Consider the following 20,439-nt stretch of genomic DNA (forward strand, 5'->3'; position numbering starts at 1 on the left):
GATAACTTGGCCGGCTTCACAGCGACGTTAATTTTGCCGTCCGTGCAAATACGGACGATGAAGCGTTTCAAGCGACGACGCACCACGACATCACGACCAATCTCACCGGACAGGCCCTTACCACCCCGACGGGAAAGAGCCCGTTCCACCGGTCATCGCAATTTGAATCAAATGGAATCACGGTCCCGCTAAGCCGAGCGAAACGTTTGCGGCGCCGACATTCGCCGGCATCAAACGCGATCGCCTGCTGGTTGAAGCCGGCGGGATGGTTAAGCGCGGCTAAAACAAAGGCGGCGGAGTTTCCTCCGCCGCCTCGATACCAGTTGTCTGTTGCGGCTACGCTTAGCGGAGCAGCTGCAGAACGCTCTGCTGCGACTGGTTGGCCAGCGCCAGCGCGGACACCGCGATCGACTGGCGGGTCGACAGCGCCTGGCTGTTTGCCGCTTCCTCGTTGGTGTCGGCCAGCGTCAGGTTGGACGAGCCGGTCTGCAGCACGTTGATCAGGTTCTTCGAGAAGTCCTGGCGGATCTGCACGATCGACAGGTTCGAACCGAGGGTCGAAGCCTGGGTGCGCAGCAGGCCGCTGGCGTTGTTCAGCGTCTTCAGCGTGGCATTGGCCGAGGCGTTGTCGATGAAGTCCGTGCCGGCCACCAGCTTGGTGAGGTTGAGGCCGGAGGCGTCGAAGGTCACGCCCTGGATCTTCAGCGTCGAGGAGCCCGTCTCGTTGAAGGTCAGCTTGAGCTGGTCGCCATTGAGCAGGTTGATGCCGTTGTACGACGCGTCCTGGGCAGTCGTGGTGATCTGATCCAGGATGTTGTTGTACTGGTTGACCAGGTTGGCGCGGTTGGCGAGCCCGTTCGGATCCTGCACCGGGGCGCTGCCCGCGAGGCCGTTGAACAGCTTGCCGGAGGCCGCTGCCGTGCCACCGATCGTGCCGATGGTCGCGGAGGCAGCATCGTTGGTGGTGCTGATGGTGAGCGCACCGCTGGCGCTGAGCGACGCCTGCAGGTTGTTGGCCGACAGGGCGTTGTTCAGGTCGTTGAGCGACTTCACCTGGCCCGCACCGCTGCCGAATGTGATGTTGGTGGCGGTGCCGTTACCGGTCGCACCGATCGTCAGCGTCAGGCCGTTGAGCGGCGACGGCGTTGCGACGGTGCGTGCCGTGGTTCCGGCGGTAAGACCGAAGGCAGCCAGTCCCGCGCCGGAGATGTTGAGATCCTGGTTGATGCCGGTGCTGATCTGGAGCGCGCCAGCCGACACGGTGGAGGCGGTGGTCGCACCGGTGATGCCGTCGATCGCGGTGAGCAGGTCGCCGACCGTCAGGGTGCTGCCCGCGCCGGTGCCGAGGGTCACGTTGCCGGCCGAGTCGGTCGTCGACGTGGTCTGCGAGGTCGAGAACGAGATCGTCTTGCCGTTGACGTTGATCACACCGGTCGGGGTCGCCGCCAGGGTATCGGAGTTGGTCGCACTCACGAGCTTGGTCGCAGCCGTGATCGGCGCGGGAGTCGTGAGATTGTTGTTGACGACCGAACCAGCGAGGGTGGCGCTGCTGTAGGTGGCGGTGCCGCGGATATCGTCGGTGGTGGCGCCGGTGATCACGGCGGTCGTCACCTGCGACTTCGCGGAATAGCCGACTGCAGCTTGCAGGGCCTGGTTGGCGACCGACTTGGCGCTGTCGACGAGCTTCTGCAGCGAGGTGATGCCGGTGTTGGCGGCCTGCAGCACCTGCACGCCGTTGCCGATGCCGTCCAGCAGGTTGTTGATGTCGCTGGCGCGGTTGTCGAGCGACTGCGCCGTGAAGAAGTTGGTCGGATTGTCGAGAGCGGTGTTGACCTTCTTGCCGGTGGACAAGCGGTTCTGCGTGGTGGCGAGCAGATCGGCCGTCGACTGCAGCGAAAGCAGATTTTGACGAACCGATGCCGAGAGGACGATGCCGGACATACTGATACCCTTCTGGATGAACACGATTGACGCGACGCCGTAAATTTCGCACGGCGACCGCTGCCACACTGGTCCGTCCGCGCTACCCGTTCGTTAAAGGGCTGCTCCGTACAAATACCCAGAATGGCCTTGCCGGTAATTCTACGGTGTGACGATGTAGCGTTGCGCGGAGCGGCGCATATCCGCCGCCGGATCCGCCTCGCGACGACGAATTTGTCCTCGCATTTGCGTAACTTGCAGAATCCCGGCGCCGCCGATCGGACGCGTCGAATGCCGCAATCGCAATCATGTCGATGCGTGATCGGACACGCATAAGAGTTAATGAAAATCAACAAATGCGAGACAATGCCGCAACCCTATCGTCCGCGACGCCTGTCGATCGAATCGACGACTGCCGCAGAGGCCGATGCGACGCGGACCGTCTGCCTCCTAGCGGGTATAAGGTTCGCGCCACAACCTCTGAGGTTCGCACCTCAACCCTTGTGCAATTAAACAGGCAAGCTATGGTCGCTGACCACGCGCCAAGAGTAGGTGATGCGAGACCATAGTGCTCCCGCCCTCGGCAGGAGCTCCAATGTCTGCGGTATCGTCCCCGCCCAATCGTCTGTTGCAAGCACTTCCCTCCGCGGAGTACGCGCAACTTCATCCCTTTCTCGAAACGGTCGACCTCACCAAGGAAGCGGTACTCGCCGAAGCCGGGGCACCGGTGCAGCGGGTCTACTTCCCGCATGGCGGCCTGGTCTCGATGATGGTCAATCTGTCCGACGGGCAATCTGTTGAGATTGCAACCATCGGTCGCGACGGCATCGTCGGCGCATCCGCCGCCCTGCATGACCGGCCGCTGCTCGCCGACGCGATCGTCGTGGTGCCGGGCACGGCCTCGATGCTGAGAGCGGAGGACTTCCGCGAGGCGGCAGATCACAGCGCGGATTTCCGGACCCTGGTCGCGCTCTACGAGCAGGCGCTGATGGCGCAGACGCAGCAATCGGTGGCATGCAACGTCTCGCATCCGGTGGAAGCACGGCTGTCACGCTGGCTGCTGCGTGCGCGCGATCTGTGCGGCAGCGAGGCATTGCCGTTGACCCAAGAGATGCTGGCCCAGATGATCGGCGTGCGGCGCAACGCAGTTTCGATCGTCGCGCATGGGTTCCAGCAGGCCGGCATTTTGCGCTACAGCCGCGGTCATATCGAAATCACCGATATCGACGGTCTGCGGAAGGCCGCGTGTGAGTGTTATGCGGCCGTCAAGGCGCACGCCGAACAATTGATCGGACCGGACGATTCCGGCCGCGGATAACGCCGCCTGCGGCGATTGGCATGTTCCTTATGGAACCAAGATATGTTTCCATTGGAACCGAGACGTGCCAGAATAAGTTGCAAGGACGTCCAGCTGCACGCATCAGCCCTGGTGACCAGAGACAAGCTTTGCCGGCAGGCAGGAGGTTGCTTTGGATAAGGTTCCGCGATCACCCAACGGATTCCTGTCGTCGCTCTCCGCGAACGATTTCGAGCTGATCCGGCCGCATCTGCGGACCACCGAGCTCGCCACCGATTCGGTGCTGGTCGAGGCCGACGAGTTGCTCCAGCTGACATATATGCCGCACAAGGGCGTGATCTCGCTGGTGGTCAAGCTCGGCCGAGGCGAGCGCGTCCAGGTCGCGATGGTCGGCCGCGACAGCATCTATGGTGCATTCGCGGGGCTTGGTGAGGCGCCCACGCTGAGCAGCGCCGTGGCCCTGGTGCCGGGCGTGACCTCCACGATCGAGGTCAAAGCCTTGCGGGCCGCCGCCGCGGCGAGTCCGACGTTGCGCGCGATGCTGATTCGGCATGGTCTCGCCGTCTATGCCCAAATCCAGCAGACCGCCGGGTGCAACGCCGTGCACACTGTGGAATCAAGATTGGCTCGATGCCTGCTGCAAACCCGCGATCTCTCCGGCAGCAACAAGATCGTCCTGACGCAGGAGATGATGGCGCAGATGATCGGCGCGCGCCGCAACAGCGTGTCGCTGGTCGCCCATACTTTGCAGCAGGCGAATTTCATCCACTACAGCCGCGGGCACATCGAGATCACCAACGCGGATGGCCTGAGCCGGACCGCGTGCGAATGCTACGCCACGGTCAAGGCGCAGTATGCGGGACTGCTGAGTTGCCAGGAGGTCGGCGGTTAGGGCCCGAACCGACGCCCGAGCCGTACTTCTACGGCGTGCGATTTTCACCGTCGGATAACGCTGAATCCCCACAGTCGCATGGACGCACGGGGGAGCCGATGTTCACTTACGAGACGACCGACCGGAAGGAAGCCCGGCGCTTCCGCATGGCCCAGTTCAACGGCCGAACCGCCACCGTCCGGTCGGCCGGCGCGACCGTCACCGGACGCGTCCGCGCGATTGTCGAAAGCAAGTCGGGCGCGACCGCCGCATGGGTGGTCACGATCGTTCCGGAGGAGCCGAAAGCGGCTGCCGCACCCGTGCGGCTCGCGCCGCGCCTGTGCTTCGCCGCCAAAGACGATTTTTGAAAACGGGTTCGGACGAAACCGGATTCACCGCTCAGGCGGAATGCAACAAAGCCTTGCGGACCAGATCCGCGGTGTTGCGCGCACCGAGCTTGCGCATGGCCTCGGCGCGATGGCTCTCGAAGGTGCGCGGGCTGATGTTCATCCGCAACGCGCCCTGCTTGTTGGAATAGCCATCGCTGATCAGGCTGAGCACCTCACGCTCGCGCTTGGTCAATGGCTTGCGGCCGGCTTCCGGCGCGAACATGACGTCCGGCGACCGTGAGCCTGCCGGCTTGTCGTCGCCCTGCGGCTTGAGGTCGGTAACCGGAACGACATTCGGATAGAGACTGGAAATCTGCTTCAGCATCGCAGACACCCGCTCGGTCTGCTCGAGCGCGTTCTCGATCACCTGGCGCAGATAGACGCCGTTGCCGGGCGCGTGCGCGAATTGCTGGCTGTGCTGTTTGAGCTCGTTCATATAGAGCAGCAGCGCCGTCACGGGCCCGTTGAACTGCCGGACGATCGCGGCACCGGCGTCCGGGGTCGCCTGGGGTCGCGGTGCAGCAGCCCCCTGGAGTTCGGCCGACTGGGTCTCGAGCGTCGCAGTTCCACCCGTCCATGTCGGGAGGCGCGCCTCGGCTCGATTGTCATGTTGCGTCATAAGTATGGTTTACCGAAGGTGAACTTGTGGCTGCGTTAACACGGGACTCCGTAGAACTACGGGTGACGCAACTGTGACCTCGGGCCCCGACCGGTCGAGGAGGCGCAGATTACCGCTGATTTGGCAACGAATCTCGCATATTTGAGTCGAATTACAGTATTCTTACGGGATGCAGGGCGCCGCCCGATACCCGGGCGGCTTCACAGATCGACATTGACCATTATCGTTTGGCCGCCGCGTTCCAGCGCGGCCAGTGCGGCCGTGCTGTCGCCGCCCCGCGGACCGGAGGTCACGGGCGCCGGAGCCGCAGGAATTTCTGCAGGAACCGCCCCGAAAGAACGAACCTGAGCCACCAATACGCCATTCGCCGGGTCGTCATCGATCATCCCTCTGGGCATCGGGATGGCCTCGCCTTACCGCACGCTTGAGCGCGCGCATATGAGCCGGTTCACATCGGCCCAAGGCGGCAAGAGAGCAGCGAGTGACCCGCCGGGAGCAGCGGACGGCCATCCGCTCAGGTGAATGTCAATTTACAGCCCCGGCACGCGCCGCGATGATCGCCGCCTCTCGACCAACAACAAAGGGTGCGGCCATGAAGCGAGGGCGAAACGGGCGACACGGATCCTGGATGGCGATTGCGGCGCTCGCCGCTGCATTGATGGCCGGCGCCGGTGCGCAGGCCGAGACCCCGCCGACCATCAACGCTGCACCGACACCTGACAACGCGATCATGGTCACCATCTTCTTCAAGCACGATCAGTCACGCCCGCTCAGCGAACTCAACGCGCAGCTCGAACGGCAGGGCTTCTACAAAGCGTTCCCGCCCGACGGCGTCGAGGTCGTCAGCTGGTATGTGATGATGGGTGTCGGCCAGGTGGTGACGCTGCGGCTGCCGGCCTCGCGGCTGCGCGAGGTCAACCGTGTCATCGAGAACAGTGCCTGGGGTGCCTATCACACCGAATTCTATCCGACCTACGACTACAAGGCGGTCGGGATCGGCAATCACGAAAAGGCGAAGCAGTAACCGATCGGATCAGGAGCTGCGACCGCACGCCGGCTCCGCCGAGAACCGGCTCACCATTGTGGATTCGATCCGCCGCCTAGGCGTGGGCGCGCGAGCGTTGGCTCAGCCGCTTGGCTAGGATCCGCAAATCCTCGGCACGCCCGCTGCACAGCAGACGCGTGAATTCGTCGGAATCGATGCAGGCAGGCGGGACGTCGGCCGAGCTGCGGGGGTCGCGGCGTAGCCAGGTCAATCGGAAGAGACGCTTGAGCATCTTCATGGTTGTTAGCCCCGATGAGCGTCACTGTTAAATCGCGGTAATGAAATTTGGTTCCGCTCCTTGTGGTCGGCCGGCGCAAAAATTGGTTCAGCGCGATCAGGCGAGCAGTGCCTTGCGCTTTTGCACCCGCGCAATGGAGCGTTGCACCGCGGCCCGATCCAGTGATCCGTCCTGCACTGCACCCGCGATCGCGGCGGCGATGCCGGCCATCTCCCGCTCCTGATCGAGCAGATTATTGCCGATGCAGATCATGTCGATGCCGGCGGCGATCGCCTGCAGGCTGGCCGCGCTGGTGCCGAGCGCCTTCTGCAACCCCTGCATCTGCATGTCGTCGGTGATCAGCAGCGTCTCGGGCAGGCGGTCGCGAAGCCGGCCGATCCCGGCCGGCGACAACGTCATCGGATGCTGCGCGTCCCACTGGCGGACGATGGCGTGGCTGACCAGCACCGCATCGCCATGGATCTGCGGCGCCAGCGCATAGAACAGCTCCTCCTGCTCCGGCCGCAGCGCATCGGAAATATCCATGAACTCCAGATGGGAATCGACGCACGCGCCGCCGATGCCCGGATAATGCTTCAGGCAAAGGCCCACGCCCGCCTGCCGCGCCGCGGCGTCGACCAGGCGGGCATTGGCCGCCACCTCGGCGATATCGGACGAATAGGACCGCTTGATCTTGCCGATGTTGGGATTGTCAGGGTTGAAATCGACGTCGATGACCGGCGCGAAATTGTAGCGGATGCCGAGCCGGCGCAGCTCGCCATAGCTTGCGGCCAGGATGGCCTGCTTATCCGACGTGGCGAGCCGGTTGAAATCCTTCGCGCTCGGCAGCGGCTGAAAGCCCAGCCCCTCCTTGAGCCGGCGCACCAGGCCGCCCTCCTGGTCGATGAAGACCAGCGGCTGTGACGGCAGGCCTGCGATCTCGGCGCAGAGCGATTGCAGCTGCGCGGACGAGGCGATGTTGTTGTCGTATTGCCGGGTCTGGCAGGAGTAATCGAACAGGATCACGCCACCGAGCCCGAACTGCGCGGCGAATTCGGTCAGCCAGGACGGAATGATCTTGCCGTGGAAGCCGAGGATGAAGAGTTCGCCGACGGACATGGCCGCTCCACTCCGACAGGCATGGAATCAGCCCGTACCGACGGAATAGCACGCCGCAGGGGGTCAAGAATATGACGCAGGCCGCGGGACCGCTGCGTTCGCCGTGCTCGCATCCCTATGTTAAGAGACGCCGGCACGCCAGATGGCGCATGCCACAACACAAGAAAGTTTCGGAAACCGCCCATGACCGCACCTTACGTCCCGCAAATGGCCCTTTACCGGCAATGGCTGAAGCAGACCCGCGGGCTCGAATTTGCGGATTTCGAGGCGATGCGGCGCTGGTCGGTCACCGATATCGACGGCTTCTGGCAGAGTGTCTGGGATTATTTCGACCTGCGCTCGCCGACGCCGCACACTGCGGTGCTGGCCGACCGCAAGATGCCGGGCGCGGTGTGGTTTCCCGGCGCTTCGGTGAATTATGCCCGCCAGGTCTTCCGCCATGTCGGGCCGGCGCATGCAGCCGGGCTGCCGGCGCTGATCGCGAGCGGCGAGGACGGCAAGCTCACTGAGACCAGCTGGCCCGAGCTCAAGCGCAAATCGGCGGCGCTGGCGTTGCATCTGAAGGCCAAGGGCGTCCGCGCCGGCGACCGGGTCGCGGCGTACCTGCCGAACATCCCGGAGACGATCATCGCCTTCCTTGCGACCGCGAGCTTGGGGGCGATCTGGAGCGTCTGCGCGCCCGACATGGCGGCGCCCGCGGTGATCGACCGCTTCAAGCAGATCGAGCCGAAGGTGCTGATCGCCTGCGACGTCGTGATCTATGCCGGAAGGCGCCATGATCGGCAGGGTGTGATCGAGGAGCTGCGGCGCGCGCTGCCGACCGTGCAGCATGTCATCCTGCACAGCGACGACGCTGCACCGTCGGAAACACGATTGTCGTCGATCCTCGCCGACCAGAGCGCGGAGATCGATGCCTTCGAGCCGGAATGGCTGCCGTTCGATCATCCGCTCTGGATCGTGTATTCCTCGGGCACCACGGGATTGCCGAAGCCGATCCTGCACAGCCATGGCGGCATCATCGTCGTGGCGCTGCCGCTGTCGACGCTGCACAACGACGTCGGCTGCAGCTACCATCCGAATTCGTTCGGCGAACGCTTCCACTGGTACTCGTCGACCGGCTGGATCATGTGGAATTGCCAGGCCAACGGCCTGCTCAACGGCACCACCTGCTGCATCTTCGACGGCAGCCCCGGCGGCACCAAGGACAAGCCGGACTGGACCACGCTGTGGCGCTTCGTCGCCGATGCCAAGGCGACCTTCTTCGGCGCCGGCGCGGCGTTCTTCGCCAATTGCACCAAGGCGGAGATCGATCTGGCCGCTGTCGGCGACCTCTCGGCCCTGCGCACGCTCGGCTCGACCGGCTCGCCGCTTTCAGCCGACACCCAAGCCTGGTTCAACGAACGCTTCGCCGCGCTGTCGAGGCGCAACGGCAACCAAGCGCAGGCCGAGATGTGGTGGGCCAATATTTCCGGCGGCACCGATTTCGCCGGCGCCTTCATCGGCGGCAATCGCGAACTGCCGCAGACGCCGGGCATCATGCAATGCCGCCTGCTCGGCTGCGCGGTGGACGCGTTCGACGAGCAGGGCCGCGCCGTGATCGACGAGGTCGGCGAGCTGGTCTGCACCGAGCCGCTGCCCTCGATGCCGCTGCGGTTCTGGAACGATCCCGACAATGCGCGCTATCTGTCGAGCTATTTCGAAACCTACCCCGACAATTTCGACGGCTCAGGCCGCGGCCCGGTGTGGCGGCACGGCGACTGGCTGAAAATCAATCCCGACGGCTCCTGCGTGATCTACGGTCGCAGCGATGCCACCATCAACCGCCATGGCTTGCGGATGGGCACCAGCGAGCTCTATTCGGCGATCGAAGCGCTGCCGGAGGTACTGGATTCGCTGGTCGTCGACCTCGAATATCTCGGCCGCGACAGCTACATGCCGCTGTTCGTGGTGCTGCGCGACGGCGTCGCGCTGGATGCTGCGATGAAGGCGAAGATCAACAAGGCGGTCGAAGCCGGGCTGTCGCGTCGCTTCCTGCCCAACGACATCTTTGCAGTGGCGGAAATTCCACGCACGCTGTCCGGCAAGAAGCAGGAGCTGCCGGTCAAGAAACTCCTGCTCGGCCATGCGATCGAGAAGGTGATCAACCGCGATGCGATGGCCAATCCCGGATGCCTCGACTGGTATCTCGACTTCGCAAAGAGCTATCTCGGCAAACAGGCCGGCGCGGCGTAACGCCGGCACAGGCCAAACGTATTTTTAGGATCTGACGACATGCCATCACCCAGCTACATCGACCCGCTCAACGGCAAGCTCTACCCGCTGGACGTGCCGCGCTGGTGCTCCGACGAGGGCAAGCCGCTGCTCATCACGCCGCTGTCGGGCATTTCCCGCGACGAGGTCGAGCGCGGAACGCGGTCGCTGTGGCGCTACCGCGCGGCGCTGCCGGTCGAGATCAGGCAGCCGATCACGATGGGCGAAGGTTGCACCCCGGCGGTCGAGAAGCAATGGGACGATCTGCGGCCGCACTTCAAGCTCGAATGGTTCAATCCGACCGCGAGCTTCAAGGATCGCGGCACCACGGTGATGCTGTCCTTGCTGCGCCAGCTCGGCGTCGACGCGGTGCTGGAAGACTCGTCCGGCAATGGCGGCGCGTCCGTGTCGGCCTATGGCGCCGCCGGCGGCATGCGGGTCAAGATCCTGGCGCCCGCCACGACGTCGCCGATGAAGGTCGCGCAGATGCACGCCTTCGGCGCCGAGGTGCAGCTGGTCGAAGGCCCGCGCGAGGAATCCGAGGCTGAAGCGATCCGGCAGTCGAAGCAGATCTTCTACTCCAGCCACAACTGGCAGCCGTTCTTCCTGCAAGGCACCAAGTCGCTGGCCTACGAGATCTGGGAAGATTTTGGCTTCACCGCGCCCGACAATGTCGTCATGCCGGTCGGCGCCGGCAGCAGCCTGCTCGGCTGCTATATCGGCTTCAAGGAATTGCTGGCGGCCGGACAGATCAAAAAGCTGCCGCGTCTGTTCGGGGCGCAGCCGCTCAACTGCTCGCCGGTCGATGCCAGCTTTGCCGCCGGCGTCGACACGCCGGTCGATCGCGCGGTCCACAAGACCATCGCCGAGGGCACCGCGATCAGGCATCCGCTGCGGCTGAAGCAGATGATCGCGGCGCTTACGGAGAGCGGCGGCGGCACCGTCGCCATACCCGAAGACGGCATCGTCGCCGCGTTGAAGCGGCTGGCCTTGACCGGCCTGTTCGTCGAGCCGACCTCGGCCACGGCGGCGGCCGCACTCGACATCCTGAAGGCGCGCGGTGCGATCCGGCCCGCGGAGCGCACCGTCGTCATCATCAGCGGCACCGGGATCAAGGCCGCCGGGTTGATCACGGAGCTGTTGGGCAGCTAGTCAGCCTGCAATCCTGCAACGACTGCGCGCGCCGGCGTGGCGTGCGCCCGCCCGATATTGTCGAGGAACTGCCGCACGCTTTCCTGCCAGGTAAATGTGAGCGCGTGGGCGCGGCATTTCTCGCGCGGCACATGCAGCGCGCCAAGCGCGGCGCGGCGTAGATCGTGATCGAGACACCCGCAGCCCGATTGACCGATCACGTCGAGCGGCCCCATCGCCGGATAGGCCGCAACCGGCACGCCGCTGGCCAGCGCCTCCAGGATCACCATGCCGAACGTATCGGTCAGGCTCGGAAAAACCATGACGTCGGCCGACGCATAGGCATCGGCGAGCGCCCGGCCGGTCCGCGTGCCGAGGAAGTGCGCGTGCGGAAACCGGGCTTGCAGGCTGCAGCGCAGCGGCCCATCTCCGACCACGACTTTCGAGCCAGGCAAATCGAGACCGAGAAACGCATCGAGGTTCTTCTCGACCGCGACGCGGCCGACATAGAGGAACACCGGCGCCGGGAAAGCCAGCGGCCGTTCCGCGCGGGGGCAGAACAGCTCGGCATCGACGCCGCGCGACCACGGCATCAGCTTGCGGAAGCCATGCGCCTTCAGCGCCTGCTCGAGCGACGGCGAGCCGACCATGACGCCGTCGCCGCCATTGTGGAAACGCCGCAACGCCGCGTAGCTCCACCGCAGCGGCACCGGCAGCCGTGCCGCGAGATATTCGGGAAAGCGGGTGTGATAGCTGGTGGTGAACGGATAGCCCCGCGTGCGGCAGACATGACGGGCGATCCAGCCGATCGGGCCTTCGGTCGCGATGTGCACCGAGTCCGGACGCGCGGCCGCGATCGCGCGCGCGATGCGCCCGATCGACGGCAACGCCAGCCGGATCTCCGGATAGCCGAGCATCGGCACGGTGCGGAAATCGGCCGGCGTGAGGAAGCTGATCTCGGCGCCGAGCGATGGCGCTTCGCTGGCAAGATATTCCAGCGAACGCACCACGCCATTGATCTGCGGATGCCAGGCGTCGGTCGCCACCAGCACGCGCATCAGGCGATCGCCTCCGATGCCGCGGCGACACGTTGACGCGCGTGCGAGCCTGGCTGCAAGCGAAACGGCAGCATCCTCATGCGCCCTCCTCCACCGGCAAGCGCGAGGGTAGCGCGAGCGGCTCCGCGAGAGGCCGCGGCGCGCGCGAGCGCCTGTAGAGGCGGAATCCGAATAACAGCCCGACCTCCACGGCGATCAGGACGACGACGACCCAGAAGCCGAGGCTGACCGGATCATGGCCGCTGCCGCGCAGCGCATAGCCCAGAGTGAGGAACGGCATGTTCCAGACCACCGTGCCGATCGCCGTCGCCAGCACGAAGGCGCGCGGTTCCAGCCGCAGCACGCCGGCGGGCAGCGCCAGATAGATCCGGACGGTGGGCAGGGTCTGACCAATCAGCGTCACCCAGAAATGATTGCCGCGATAGGCATCGGTGAGCTGCCGGTAGAGCGACGGCCGCAACAGCACGAATTTGCCAAAGCGTGTCACCAAGCCATCGATGCGCCGCGAGCCGAGCGTGCGGCCGAGCCCGTACCAGCCGATCGCGCCGACGACGGATCCGACGCTGGTCGCCAGGATCGTCATCGCGAGCGTCGTGCCGTCGGAGACGGTCAGCCCGAGCAGCATCAGCAGCACATAGGACGGCAACAGCGGAATGAACTTCTCGGCGATGGCGAGGCAGCCGACGCCCACCAGGCCAAAATGCAGGAACATCGCGATCGTGCTCGACGTGTCCATCGCGACCTCGATCAGGCGTGGGGGTGGCGGCGGCTGATCCGATAGACGGACGCCGGCGGCAGGTTGCGGAACGTCTGCCCGATACAGCTCGCTTGCAGATCGAGGCGATCCAGGATCGCATCGGCGACCGGACAGCGCGGACCATAGGTGATCTGGTAGAAGGCCCCGTCGGAGCGGAGATAGCCGAAGGCGCCATCGAGGATCGCCGTGACCTTTTCGGGCGGCATGATGAGAAGCCCGAGGCCGCTCACGACCGCACCGACCGGCGCTCCCTCGAACAGCCTCTCCCGCTTCAGCCACGCCGCATCCATCCAGAGCACCCGCGCACCGGGAAAGCGGCGCTGCAGCAGCGGGATGAATTCGGAGCCGTACTCGACCAGCGTCAGGTCCCGCTGCCTCACGCCACGGCGAAGCAAGGCTTGGGTAAAGACGCCCGTGCCGGGACCGAGCTCGATCACCGGACCGGTGTCAGCCGTGATCTCCTGCGCCATCAGCGACGCGACCGCCGGCCCGGACGGCGCGACCGCGGCAACACGCCGCGGATTGCGCATCCAGGCGCGGAAGAACGGCAGGATGTCAGCGGCCGACATGCTGAGGCTCCCGCGTGTTGAGCGCGATGCCGGTCGCGCGGCAGAGGTCGGTTGGCAAAATCATTTCAGGTGTCTTTCGCATTGCAGATGCCGGTAGCGCCGCCTCCGTCTCATGCGAAGCTTGCGTCAACCTGTCGCGAATCTGCGCACCCGAAAAATTTCGGTCGGCGACGCATTTGAGCTGACAAGCACGCAAGGTTGCCGCAATGAACGAGACATAAAGCCGGCAGATCGATTGCCGAGGCGATGCAGGAATAGAGACGAATGCGGGTGCTGTTGGTGGAGGACCAGCCGGACATGGTCGCGGCGCTGCGTGCGGCCCTCGCGCGCCACGACATGCTGGTCGATCATGCGCCGGATCTCCTGGAAGCCGAGGCGATTGCCGCGGCGGGAAGCTACGACGCGATCGTGCTCGACCGGCAATTGCCCGACGGCGACGGGCTGACGCTGATCCCGAAATTGCGCGCGAGCGGCAACGCCGTGCCGGTGCTGGTGCTGACCGCCCGCGGCGAGCTCGCCGACCGCATCTCGGGCCTCGACAGCGGCGCCGACGATTATCTCGGCAAACCATTTGCGTTCGAGGAGCTGTTGGCGCGGTTGCGGGCGTTGCTGCGCCGGCCCGCCAATGTGCAGCAGCACGCCGTGCGGATCGGCCGCCTGTCGTTCGACTTCACCCATCGCGAGGCCAGCGTCGATGGCCGTGCCCTGGAGATGCCGCGCCGCGAGCGGCTGGTGCTCGAGGCGCTGATGCATCGGATGGGGCGGATGGTGCAGCGCTCCGCGCTGATGGAGGCGGTCTACGGCCTCGACGATGACGTGCAGCCCAACGCGCTGGACAGCCATGTGTCGCGTCTGCGCCGCAGGCTTGCCGAGGCCGACGCCGGCGTCACGATCAACGGCGTTCGCGGCCTCGGCTATGTGCTGCGGGAGACACCGTGAGCGTGCTGCGGCCGCGATCGCTCACCTGGCGCCTGGTCGGGCGCCTGGCGGGCCTGCAGGCGATCGCGTTGACCCTCCTGATTCTGCTGATCGGCGCCGCCGCGATCGGCCTGCTGCGCGCCGGGCTTTTGATCGGCGAGTACGAAGGCAGCACGCTCGATACGCTGCGCGACGCCGTGATGCGCGATGAATCCGGCGGCGTGATGCTGCGCCAGACGCCGGAACTGGCCGCATTGCGCGCCGAGCACGCCGACCTCTGGTTCATCGTCCGCGATGCCGAAGGACGCCAGATCTCCGAAGGCGCGGTGCCGGCGCAGTTCGCGCCGATCGCCTCAGCGCTCGATCATGTCAGCGAGGCGCGGCTCAAATGGAACGCGGCGGAGGCGATGCGGCCCGCGGCTCTCGTCAAATGGGTCGACACATCGGCCGGGCGGATCCAGATCCTGACCGGCACGTACGGCCAGCTCTCGATGTGGCGCGCGCTGGAGAGCACGCCGCTGCTGTTCCTCAACATGATCCTGCCGATCGTCGTGCTGATGACGCTGGCGACGCTGGTCGCAACCCCGTTCGTGGTGCGGCGGGCCATGACCGGCCTCGCCCAGGTCGCGGCGCAGGCCGAGCGCATCGACATCGACCAGCGCGGCGTGCAACTGCCGCTCGACGACGTCCCGGTCGAGATCACGCCGCTGGTCAAGGCGATCAATGCCGCGCTCGACCGGCTCGACCGGGGTTACGAGCGCCATCGCCGCTTCCTGGCCGACGCCGCGCACGAGCTGCGCACGCCGATCGCGATCCTCTCGACACGCGTCGCTTCATTGCAGGCCGGTCCGGAGAAGACCCATCTGCTCGAGGACGCCACAAGGCTGAGCGTGATGGCCGGCCAGCTATTGGACCTGCAACGGCTCGACCAGCGCACCGACACGTTCGGCCCGGTCAATCTCGTCGGCGCCGCGCGGCAGGTCGTGCTCGACCTCGCACCGCTCGCTTTCGCGGCGGGATATGACATGTCCTTTGAGCAGGACGACGACGCGGTCGTGGTGACCGGCGACCAGACCGCGCTTGAGCGCGCCCTCACCAATCTCGTGCAGAATGCCATCGACCACGGGCAGCGCCGCGGCACGATCCTGGTTCGGGTGACGACAGCCGCGCGGATCGAGGTCTGCGACGACGGCGACGGTGTCCCGCCCGACGCGCGCGAGCAGATCCTGGAGCCGTTCCGCCGGCTGCATCCGGGTGGACGCGGCGCCGGCCTGGGCCTCGATCTGGTGCAGACCATCATGCGCCTGCACGGCGGCCGCATCGAGGTCGATCAGGCGCCGTCCGGCGGCGCCTGCATGCGCCTGGTATTCCCCGAGCTGCGGGGTTGAGCTCATACGGCCGGCGGGTTCAGGCGCGCGAAGCCCTCCTGGATGCGATAGGGGTAATATGGATAGGCCGGCATCATCGCGCTCGCTTTGTCGAGACGCGCGATCTGGTCCGGCGAGAGCGACCATCCGACCGCGCCGAGATTGTCGCGCAGCTGCGCCTCATCGCGCGCACCGATGATGACGGATGAAACGCTGGGGCGCGTGAGCAGCCAGCGAAGCGCGACCTGCGGCACGCTGCGGCCGGTCTCGGCGGCGACCATGTCCAGCGCATCCACGATCGCGTAGAGCTTCTCGTCGTCGACCGCCGGCCCGAACTGCGCCGTCTCATGCAAACGGCTGTTCGCCGGCAATGGCTGGCCGCGCCGGATCCTGCCGGTGAGCCGGCCCCAGCCGAGCGGGCTCCAGACCAGCGCGCCGACGCCCTGATCGAGCGCGAGCGGCATCAGCTCGGATTCATAGTCGCGGCCGACCAGCGAATAATAGACCTGGTGCGCCACATAGCGCGGCCAGCCGTGCCGCTCGGCGATGGCGAGCGATTTCATCAAATGCCAACCGGAGAAATTCGAGGCGCCGACATAACGCAGCTTGCCGGCGCGCACCAGCGTATCGAGCGTCGACAGCACCTCGTCGACCGGCGTGAAGGCGTCGAAGGCATGCAGCTGCAGCAGGTCGATATAGTCGGTGCCGAGCCGGCGCAGCGCAGCGTCGACCGCCGCGACCAGGCGATATCGCGACGTGCCGGCATCGAGCGGGCCGTCGCCCATCGGCAGGCCGGTCTTGGTCGAGATCAAGACCTTGTCGCGGCGGCCTTTGATCGCGGCACCGAGGATTTCTTCCGACGCGCCGTTCGAATAGACATCGGCGGTGTCGAACAGATTGACGCCGGCCTCGAGGCAGATGTCGATCAGCCGCCGCGCCTCGCTGGCGTCGCTGCGGCCCCAGGCCGAGAACAACGGTCCCTGGCCGCCGAAGGTGCCGGTGCCGAAGCTGAGCACCGGTACTTTGAGGCCGGATGCGCCGAGATTGCGGTATTCCATGGTCATACTCCTTGTGATGCGGTTCACTCGGCCGGGCACTGCGTGGCCAGCACGACGGGCCGGTCGAGGCGCAGGCTCCACAGCGCGAGCAGCAGTCCGACCGCGGTGATGATTGCGGCGACCAGCGGCAGCGCGCCAAGCCCGAGGCCGCGATCGATGGTGACGCCGCCGGCCCAGGCGCCGAGCGCGTTGCCGAGATTGAAGGCTGCGATGTTCAGGCTGGAGGCCAGCGTCCGCCCTTGCGCGCCGGCGGACTCGAGCACGCGCAGCTGCAACGGCGCGACGGTCGCAAATGACGCGATGCCGAGCACGAACAGCAACGCCACTGTCAATGCCTTGATCGAGACCACCGCCGCCAGCACGACGAGCACGGCGGCGAGGCCGCCGAGCGACACCAGCAGTGCACGCGCAAGTCCCTTGTCCGCGAGCTTCCCGCCGGCGACGTTGCCGATCGCAAGTCCGGCGCCGAACACCAGCAGGATCGGCGACACCGCGGCGTCGGAAAATCCGGTGAGCCGGGTCAGGATCGGCTGCACATAAGTGAACACCGCGAACAGCCCGCCGAAGCCGAACACCGTCATGGCAAGCCCGAGCAGCACCTGCGGGCGACCGAGCACGGCGAGCTCCTCGCGCAGCGGCGCCGGCTTGTCGTTGGCGCCGACATGACCGGGGACCAGCACCGCCAGCACGATGAACGCGATCACGCCGATCGCCGCCACCGCCCAGAATGCCGCGCGCCAACCGAGCATCAGGCCGAACCAGGCGCCAAAGGGAACACCGAGCAGGGTCGCGACCGTGAGGCCGATGAACATCGTCGAGATTGCCGACGCGCGCTTGTCCTCCGGGACGAGGCCGGTCGCGACCACCGAGCCGACGCCGAAGAAGGTGCCGTGCGCCAGCGAGGTGAGGATGCGCGCCGCCATCAGGAGTTCGTAGTTCGGCGCCAGCGCGCAGGCGGCATTGCCGAGCGTGAAGATCGCCATCAGCGCCAGCAGCACCGCCTTGCGCGGCATCCGCCGCGTCCCGAGCGTCAGGATCGGCGCACCGACGAACACGCCGAGCGCATAGCCGGAGATCAATAGGCCCGCCGCGGAGACCGAGACGTGCATGTCGGCGGCGACCTGCAGCAACAGCCCCATGATGAGGAATTCGGTGGTGCCGATGCCAAAGGCACCGGCGGTCAGGGCAAGGACTGCGAGAGGCATGTGTCGCTCCGGAAGGTGAAGATTCCGCAATGCGAGATAGCGGTCCAGGCGGGGAAGGACTAGAATGGCCGCAATCCAATCATTTGTGACTTGAATTCAAGATGGCCCGAACAGATACCAACCGCTCCGGCGAGATGGACGTGTTCGTCCGCGTGGTCGATCTCGGCGGCTTCACCGCGGCCGCGAACAGCCTGCGCCTGACGCCGTCCGGCGTCAGCAAGCTGGTGTCCCGGCTGGAGACCCGGCTCGGCACGCGCCTGGTCAACCGCACCACCCGCAAGCTGCAACTGACAGAGGAAGGCCAGGCCTTCTATCAGCGCGCCCAGCGTATCCTCGCCGACATCGACGAGGCCGAGCGCGAGGCCGCCTCCTGCGTGCCGCGCGGCCATCTCACCGTGAACAGCAACATCCCGTTCGGCATGCTGCATGTGATGCCGCTGCTGCCGCGCTTCATGCGGGAGCATCCCGACATCACCCTCGACCTCGTGCTGACCGACACGCTGGTCGATCTGATGCAGGCGCGCGCCGACGTCGCGATCCGCGCCGGCCCGCTCGGCGCCTCACGGCTGATCGCGCGCAAGCTCGGCACCAGCCGGATGGCGGTGGTCGCCGCGCCCTCCTATCTCGCCCGCTTCGGCACGCCGAAGACCCCGGCCGACCTCGCCGCCCATCGCCGCATCGGCTGGACCTTTCCGCGCAGCATCCGCGGCTGGCCGTTTCGCCGCGCCGAAAAGATCGAGGAGGCGTTGCCGCCGCCGGTCGCCCGCGCCAGCGACGGCGAGGCCGCGCGCCAGCTCACGCTCGGCGGCATCGGGGTAGCACGATTGGCGTTGTTTCACATCGGCCCCGATATCGAGGCCGGACGGCTGGTGCCGGTGCTGCAAAATCTCAATCCCGGCGACCGCGAGGACATCCACGCGGTCTATGTCGGCCACGCCGGCCCGCTGCCGGCGCGGGTGCGGGCCTTCATCGATTTTCTTGCGCGACACATCAGGATCGGCGATCCGGCGCTGCGGCGCGGCGCGGATGGCAAATGGAAGATCGTGGGCGGCAAGTGAGCATCCGATGACAAACGAAACCCCGATCTTGCAGACGGTCACCGAGACGATCCGCATTGCCGCGCGGCCGGAACAGGTATGGGACGCGATCATGGCCGCCAATGCGGGCGAGACATGGCGCAATGCGCATTTCAAGACCGACTGGCAGATCGGCGCCCCGATCGAGATCGAGGCGGAGATCGGGGCGAAGCGCTATCGCGACAAGGGACGCGTGCTCCATGTCGAGCCGCCAATGCAGCTCGCATACGCCTATTGGTCGCGGGTGTCCGGCCTGCCCGATGTTCCGCAATCCTATGCGACTGTCACGATGACGCTCGCAACTGAGGGCGGCGAGACGGTGCTGACCGTCACCCAGCAAGTGCCGCCGTCGCCGGTTCGCCGCGGGGACGGATGGGAAATCGGACCTGAGTCTGGCGCGAAGCATGTCGCCTTCTATTGGCGCATGACACTTCCCCGCCTGAAGCAGGCGGTCGAGGAAAGACGCACCGCGGAGTAGCACGGTCCAGTCTTACTACATCACAGGCGCTTTCCGCTGGTCCTGCGAGGCTATGAACGAATCCAGCCGTCATTGCGAGCGAAGCGAAGCAATCGATCTGTCCGCAACGCGGTTGGATGGATTGCTTCGTCGCTATCGCTCCTCGCAATGACGACGGAGCCAGAATCGTGACGCAATAAGACTAGACCCGCTTCAGCAGAAAGAGCTGCGTGACATAAGGAAACACCACCTCGTCGGCCTGACCGAGGCCGGCTTCGCGCAGGATATCGTCCGTCTTCTGCCGAAGCGCCGCCTTCTCCGCAGCGGGAAGATTGGCGACATAGCTGGTCGATGCGACACGCTCGAACACGTCCTGGCGCGCCATCCGGTGCGGATGGTCCTGCACGATCTCCTTCTCAAGCACGAAGCGGGGATCCTTCAAGATCCAGCGCCAGCGTCCCGACCGTTGCCGCGGCGTATCTCCTGCGTATTTTTCAATCATGACGGACAACGCGTCGACCCACGGCGCGCGGTCATCCCTGTTGTTCCAGACCAGCGCAAGCGTTCCGCCGGGACGCAAAAGGCGCGCGATCTCGGCGACCGACGCCTCATTGTCGAACCAGTGGAACGCCTGGGCGCAGGTGACGAGATCGACGCTGCCGGTGTCGAGATCGATCGCGTCGGCATGCGTGTTGATGACCTCCACCCGCGCCTCCTTGGCCAGCCTGGCCGACATTTCCGCGACGGGCTCGACTGCGACCAGACGCGCGGTGGTGGGGAGATGCTGAAGCAGCAGGCGGGTGAACTTGCCGGTTCCGGCACCAAGGTCGACAACACAACGCGCGGACTGCAGCGGCAGCGCGGCGATCATCTCCGCAGGGTAGCTGGGCCTTCCCGCCTCATAGGCGGCGACAGCGACGCTGTAATTCCTGGCCGTAGGGTTCAGTGCCATGTGAGCTTCTCCTGCGAGCCGGCAAATCTGGCTGATGGTATAGAACAGTGCCTGCGCAGAACTGGAAGAGCGCGTCGATTCAAAATTCACCGAAGCTCGTCACCTTTGCGTCAGTGCGAGGCGCCTGGCGTTGCTGCTTCTCGAACAAGTGCGCGCAGTTTGAA

21 protein-coding genes are annotated in these 20,439 nt (G+C 65.7%); 10 read left to right on the forward strand and 11 right to left on the reverse strand.

Features of this window, described 5'->3' with window-relative positions; genetic code table 11:
* Positions 1-342: 342 nt before the first annotated feature.
* Positions 343-1,941, reverse strand: coding sequence for a flagellin N-terminal helical domain-containing protein (locus tag ACVMB0_RS06775; RefSeq protein ID WP_456751574.1), 1,599 nt, complete (start codon positions 1,939-1,941; stop codon positions 343-345).
* A 607-nt stretch (positions 1,942-2,548) separates the two neighbouring features.
* On the opposite strand from ACVMB0_RS06775, the gene ACVMB0_RS06780 reads away from it, so the two are divergent.
* The 3 genes from ACVMB0_RS06780 to ACVMB0_RS06790 all read left to right on the forward strand — a co-directional run bounded on the left by ACVMB0_RS06780 (position 2,549) and on the right by ACVMB0_RS06790 (position 4,456).
* Complete coding sequence (locus tag ACVMB0_RS06780) at positions 2,549-3,238, forward strand: Crp/Fnr family transcriptional regulator (RefSeq protein ID WP_456798937.1); 690 nt, start codon at positions 2,549-2,551, stop codon at positions 3,236-3,238.
* Positions 3,239-3,389: 151 nt separating this feature from the next.
* The gene (locus tag ACVMB0_RS06785) at positions 3,390-4,109 is read left to right on the forward strand and encodes a Crp/Fnr family transcriptional regulator (RefSeq protein ID WP_456751573.1); all 720 of its coding nucleotides are present in this window, start codon (positions 3,390-3,392) and stop codon (positions 4,107-4,109) included.
* 98 nt (positions 4,110-4,207) lie between these two features.
* Complete coding sequence (locus tag ACVMB0_RS06790; RefSeq protein WP_456751572.1) at positions 4,208-4,456, forward strand: hypothetical protein; 249 nt, start codon at positions 4,208-4,210, stop codon at positions 4,454-4,456.
* 31 nt (positions 4,457-4,487) lie between these two features.
* Here the strand turns inward: ACVMB0_RS06790 and ACVMB0_RS06795 are convergent, their stop codons facing one another.
* Together ACVMB0_RS06795 and ACVMB0_RS06800 are read right to left on the reverse strand one after the other, a co-directional pair.
* Positions 4,488-5,096, reverse strand: a complete 609-nt coding sequence (locus tag ACVMB0_RS06795) for a response regulator transcription factor (protein ID WP_461345711.1) — start codon at positions 5,094-5,096, stop codon at positions 4,488-4,490.
* 200 nt (positions 5,097-5,296) lie between these two features.
* Complete coding sequence (locus ACVMB0_RS06800; protein WP_456751570.1) at positions 5,297-5,482, reverse strand: hypothetical protein; 186 nt, start codon at positions 5,480-5,482, stop codon at positions 5,297-5,299.
* A 242-nt stretch (positions 5,483-5,724) separates the two neighbouring features.
* On the opposite strand from ACVMB0_RS06800, the gene ACVMB0_RS06805 reads away from it, so the two are divergent.
* Positions 5,725-6,120 carry a hypothetical protein gene (locus ACVMB0_RS06805; RefSeq protein ID WP_461345712.1) on the forward strand — a complete coding sequence of 132 codons (396 nt, stop codon included), beginning with the start codon at positions 5,725-5,727 and terminating at the stop codon, positions 6,118-6,120.
* A gap of 76 nt (positions 6,121-6,196) precedes the next feature.
* Here the strand turns inward: ACVMB0_RS06805 and ACVMB0_RS06810 are convergent, their stop codons facing one another.
* Entirely contained in the window at positions 6,197-6,379 is a 183-nt protein-coding gene (locus ACVMB0_RS06810; protein ID WP_461345713.1) for a hypothetical protein, read from the reverse strand.
* Between the two features lie 96 nt (positions 6,380-6,475).
* A complete protein-coding gene (locus ACVMB0_RS06815; RefSeq protein ID WP_461345714.1) occupies positions 6,476-7,477 on the reverse strand; it encodes a glycoside hydrolase family 3 N-terminal domain-containing protein in 1,002 nt (333 codons plus the stop codon).
* Between the two features lie 117 nt (positions 7,478-7,594).
* Between ACVMB0_RS06815 and ACVMB0_RS06820 the strand changes: the two genes are divergently transcribed.
* Together ACVMB0_RS06820 and ACVMB0_RS06825 are read left to right on the forward strand one after the other, a co-directional pair.
* On the forward strand, positions 7,595-9,709 hold the full coding sequence (locus ACVMB0_RS06820; protein ID WP_461345715.1) for an acetoacetate--CoA ligase: 2,115 nt from the start codon (positions 7,595-7,597) through the stop codon (positions 9,707-9,709).
* A 39-nt stretch (positions 9,710-9,748) separates the two neighbouring features.
* Positions 9,749-10,879, forward strand: a complete 1,131-nt coding sequence (locus ACVMB0_RS06825; RefSeq protein ID WP_461345716.1) for a threonine synthase — start codon at positions 9,749-9,751, stop codon at positions 10,877-10,879.
* Here the strand turns inward: ACVMB0_RS06825 and ACVMB0_RS06830 are convergent.
* The 3 genes from ACVMB0_RS06830 to ACVMB0_RS06840 form a co-directional block, all read right to left on the reverse strand.
* Positions 10,876-11,916: a glycosyltransferase family 4 protein gene (locus ACVMB0_RS06830; RefSeq protein ID WP_456751564.1), complete on the reverse strand. Its 1,041-nt coding sequence runs from the start codon at positions 11,914-11,916 to the stop codon at positions 10,876-10,878. The two genes, ACVMB0_RS06825 and ACVMB0_RS06830, sit on opposite strands and share 4 nt — an antisense overlap.
* A 76-nt stretch (positions 11,917-11,992) precedes the next feature.
* Complete coding sequence (locus ACVMB0_RS06835; protein WP_456751563.1) at positions 11,993-12,652, reverse strand: DedA family protein; 660 nt, start codon at positions 12,650-12,652, stop codon at positions 11,993-11,995.
* Positions 12,653-12,663: 11 nt separating this feature from the next.
* On the reverse strand, positions 12,664-13,242 hold the full coding sequence (locus ACVMB0_RS06840; RefSeq protein ID WP_456751562.1) for a class I SAM-dependent methyltransferase: 579 nt from the start codon (positions 13,240-13,242) through the stop codon (positions 12,664-12,666).
* Positions 13,243-13,506: 264 nt separating this feature from the next.
* Here ACVMB0_RS06840 and ACVMB0_RS06845 point away from each other — a divergent pair, with 264 nt between their 5' ends.
* On the forward strand, positions 13,507-14,181 hold the full coding sequence (locus tag ACVMB0_RS06845) for a response regulator transcription factor (protein ID WP_456751561.1): 675 nt from the start codon (positions 13,507-13,509) through the stop codon (positions 14,179-14,181).
* A gap of 5 nt (positions 14,182-14,186) precedes the next feature.
* Positions 14,187-15,548 carry a sensor histidine kinase gene (locus ACVMB0_RS06850; protein ID WP_461349611.1) on the forward strand — a complete coding sequence of 454 codons (1,362 nt, stop codon included), beginning with the start codon at positions 14,187-14,189 and terminating at the stop codon, positions 15,546-15,548.
* A gap of 2 nt (positions 15,549-15,550) precedes the next feature.
* Here the strand turns inward: ACVMB0_RS06850 and ACVMB0_RS06855 are convergent, their stop codons facing one another.
* Both ACVMB0_RS06855 and ACVMB0_RS06860 read right to left on the reverse strand, forming a co-directional pair.
* Positions 15,551-16,585, reverse strand: a complete 1,035-nt coding sequence (locus ACVMB0_RS06855) for an aldo/keto reductase (RefSeq protein WP_461345717.1) — start codon at positions 16,583-16,585, stop codon at positions 15,551-15,553.
* 23 nt (positions 16,586-16,608) lie between these two features.
* Entirely contained in the window at positions 16,609-17,790 is a 1,182-nt protein-coding gene (locus ACVMB0_RS06860; protein WP_461345718.1) for an MFS transporter, read from the reverse strand.
* 101 nt (positions 17,791-17,891) lie between these two features.
* On the opposite strand from ACVMB0_RS06860, the gene ACVMB0_RS06865 reads away from it, so the two are divergent.
* Entirely contained in the window at positions 17,892-18,848 is a 957-nt protein-coding gene (locus tag ACVMB0_RS06865; RefSeq protein WP_461345719.1) for a LysR family transcriptional regulator, read from the forward strand.
* 7 nt (positions 18,849-18,855) lie between these two features.
* Positions 18,856-19,344, forward strand: a complete 489-nt coding sequence (locus ACVMB0_RS06870) for an SRPBCC domain-containing protein (RefSeq protein WP_461345720.1) — start codon at positions 18,856-18,858, stop codon at positions 19,342-19,344.
* A gap of 181 nt (positions 19,345-19,525) precedes the next feature.
* Here the strand turns inward: ACVMB0_RS06870 and ACVMB0_RS06875 are convergent, their stop codons facing one another.
* Positions 19,526-20,275: a class I SAM-dependent methyltransferase gene (locus ACVMB0_RS06875; protein ID WP_461345721.1), complete on the reverse strand. Its 750-nt coding sequence runs from the start codon at positions 20,273-20,275 to the stop codon at positions 19,526-19,528.
* Between the last annotated feature and the right edge of the window lie 164 nt (positions 20,276-20,439).

It is taken from the genome of Bradyrhizobium sp. USDA 4451 (assembly GCF_054822585.1).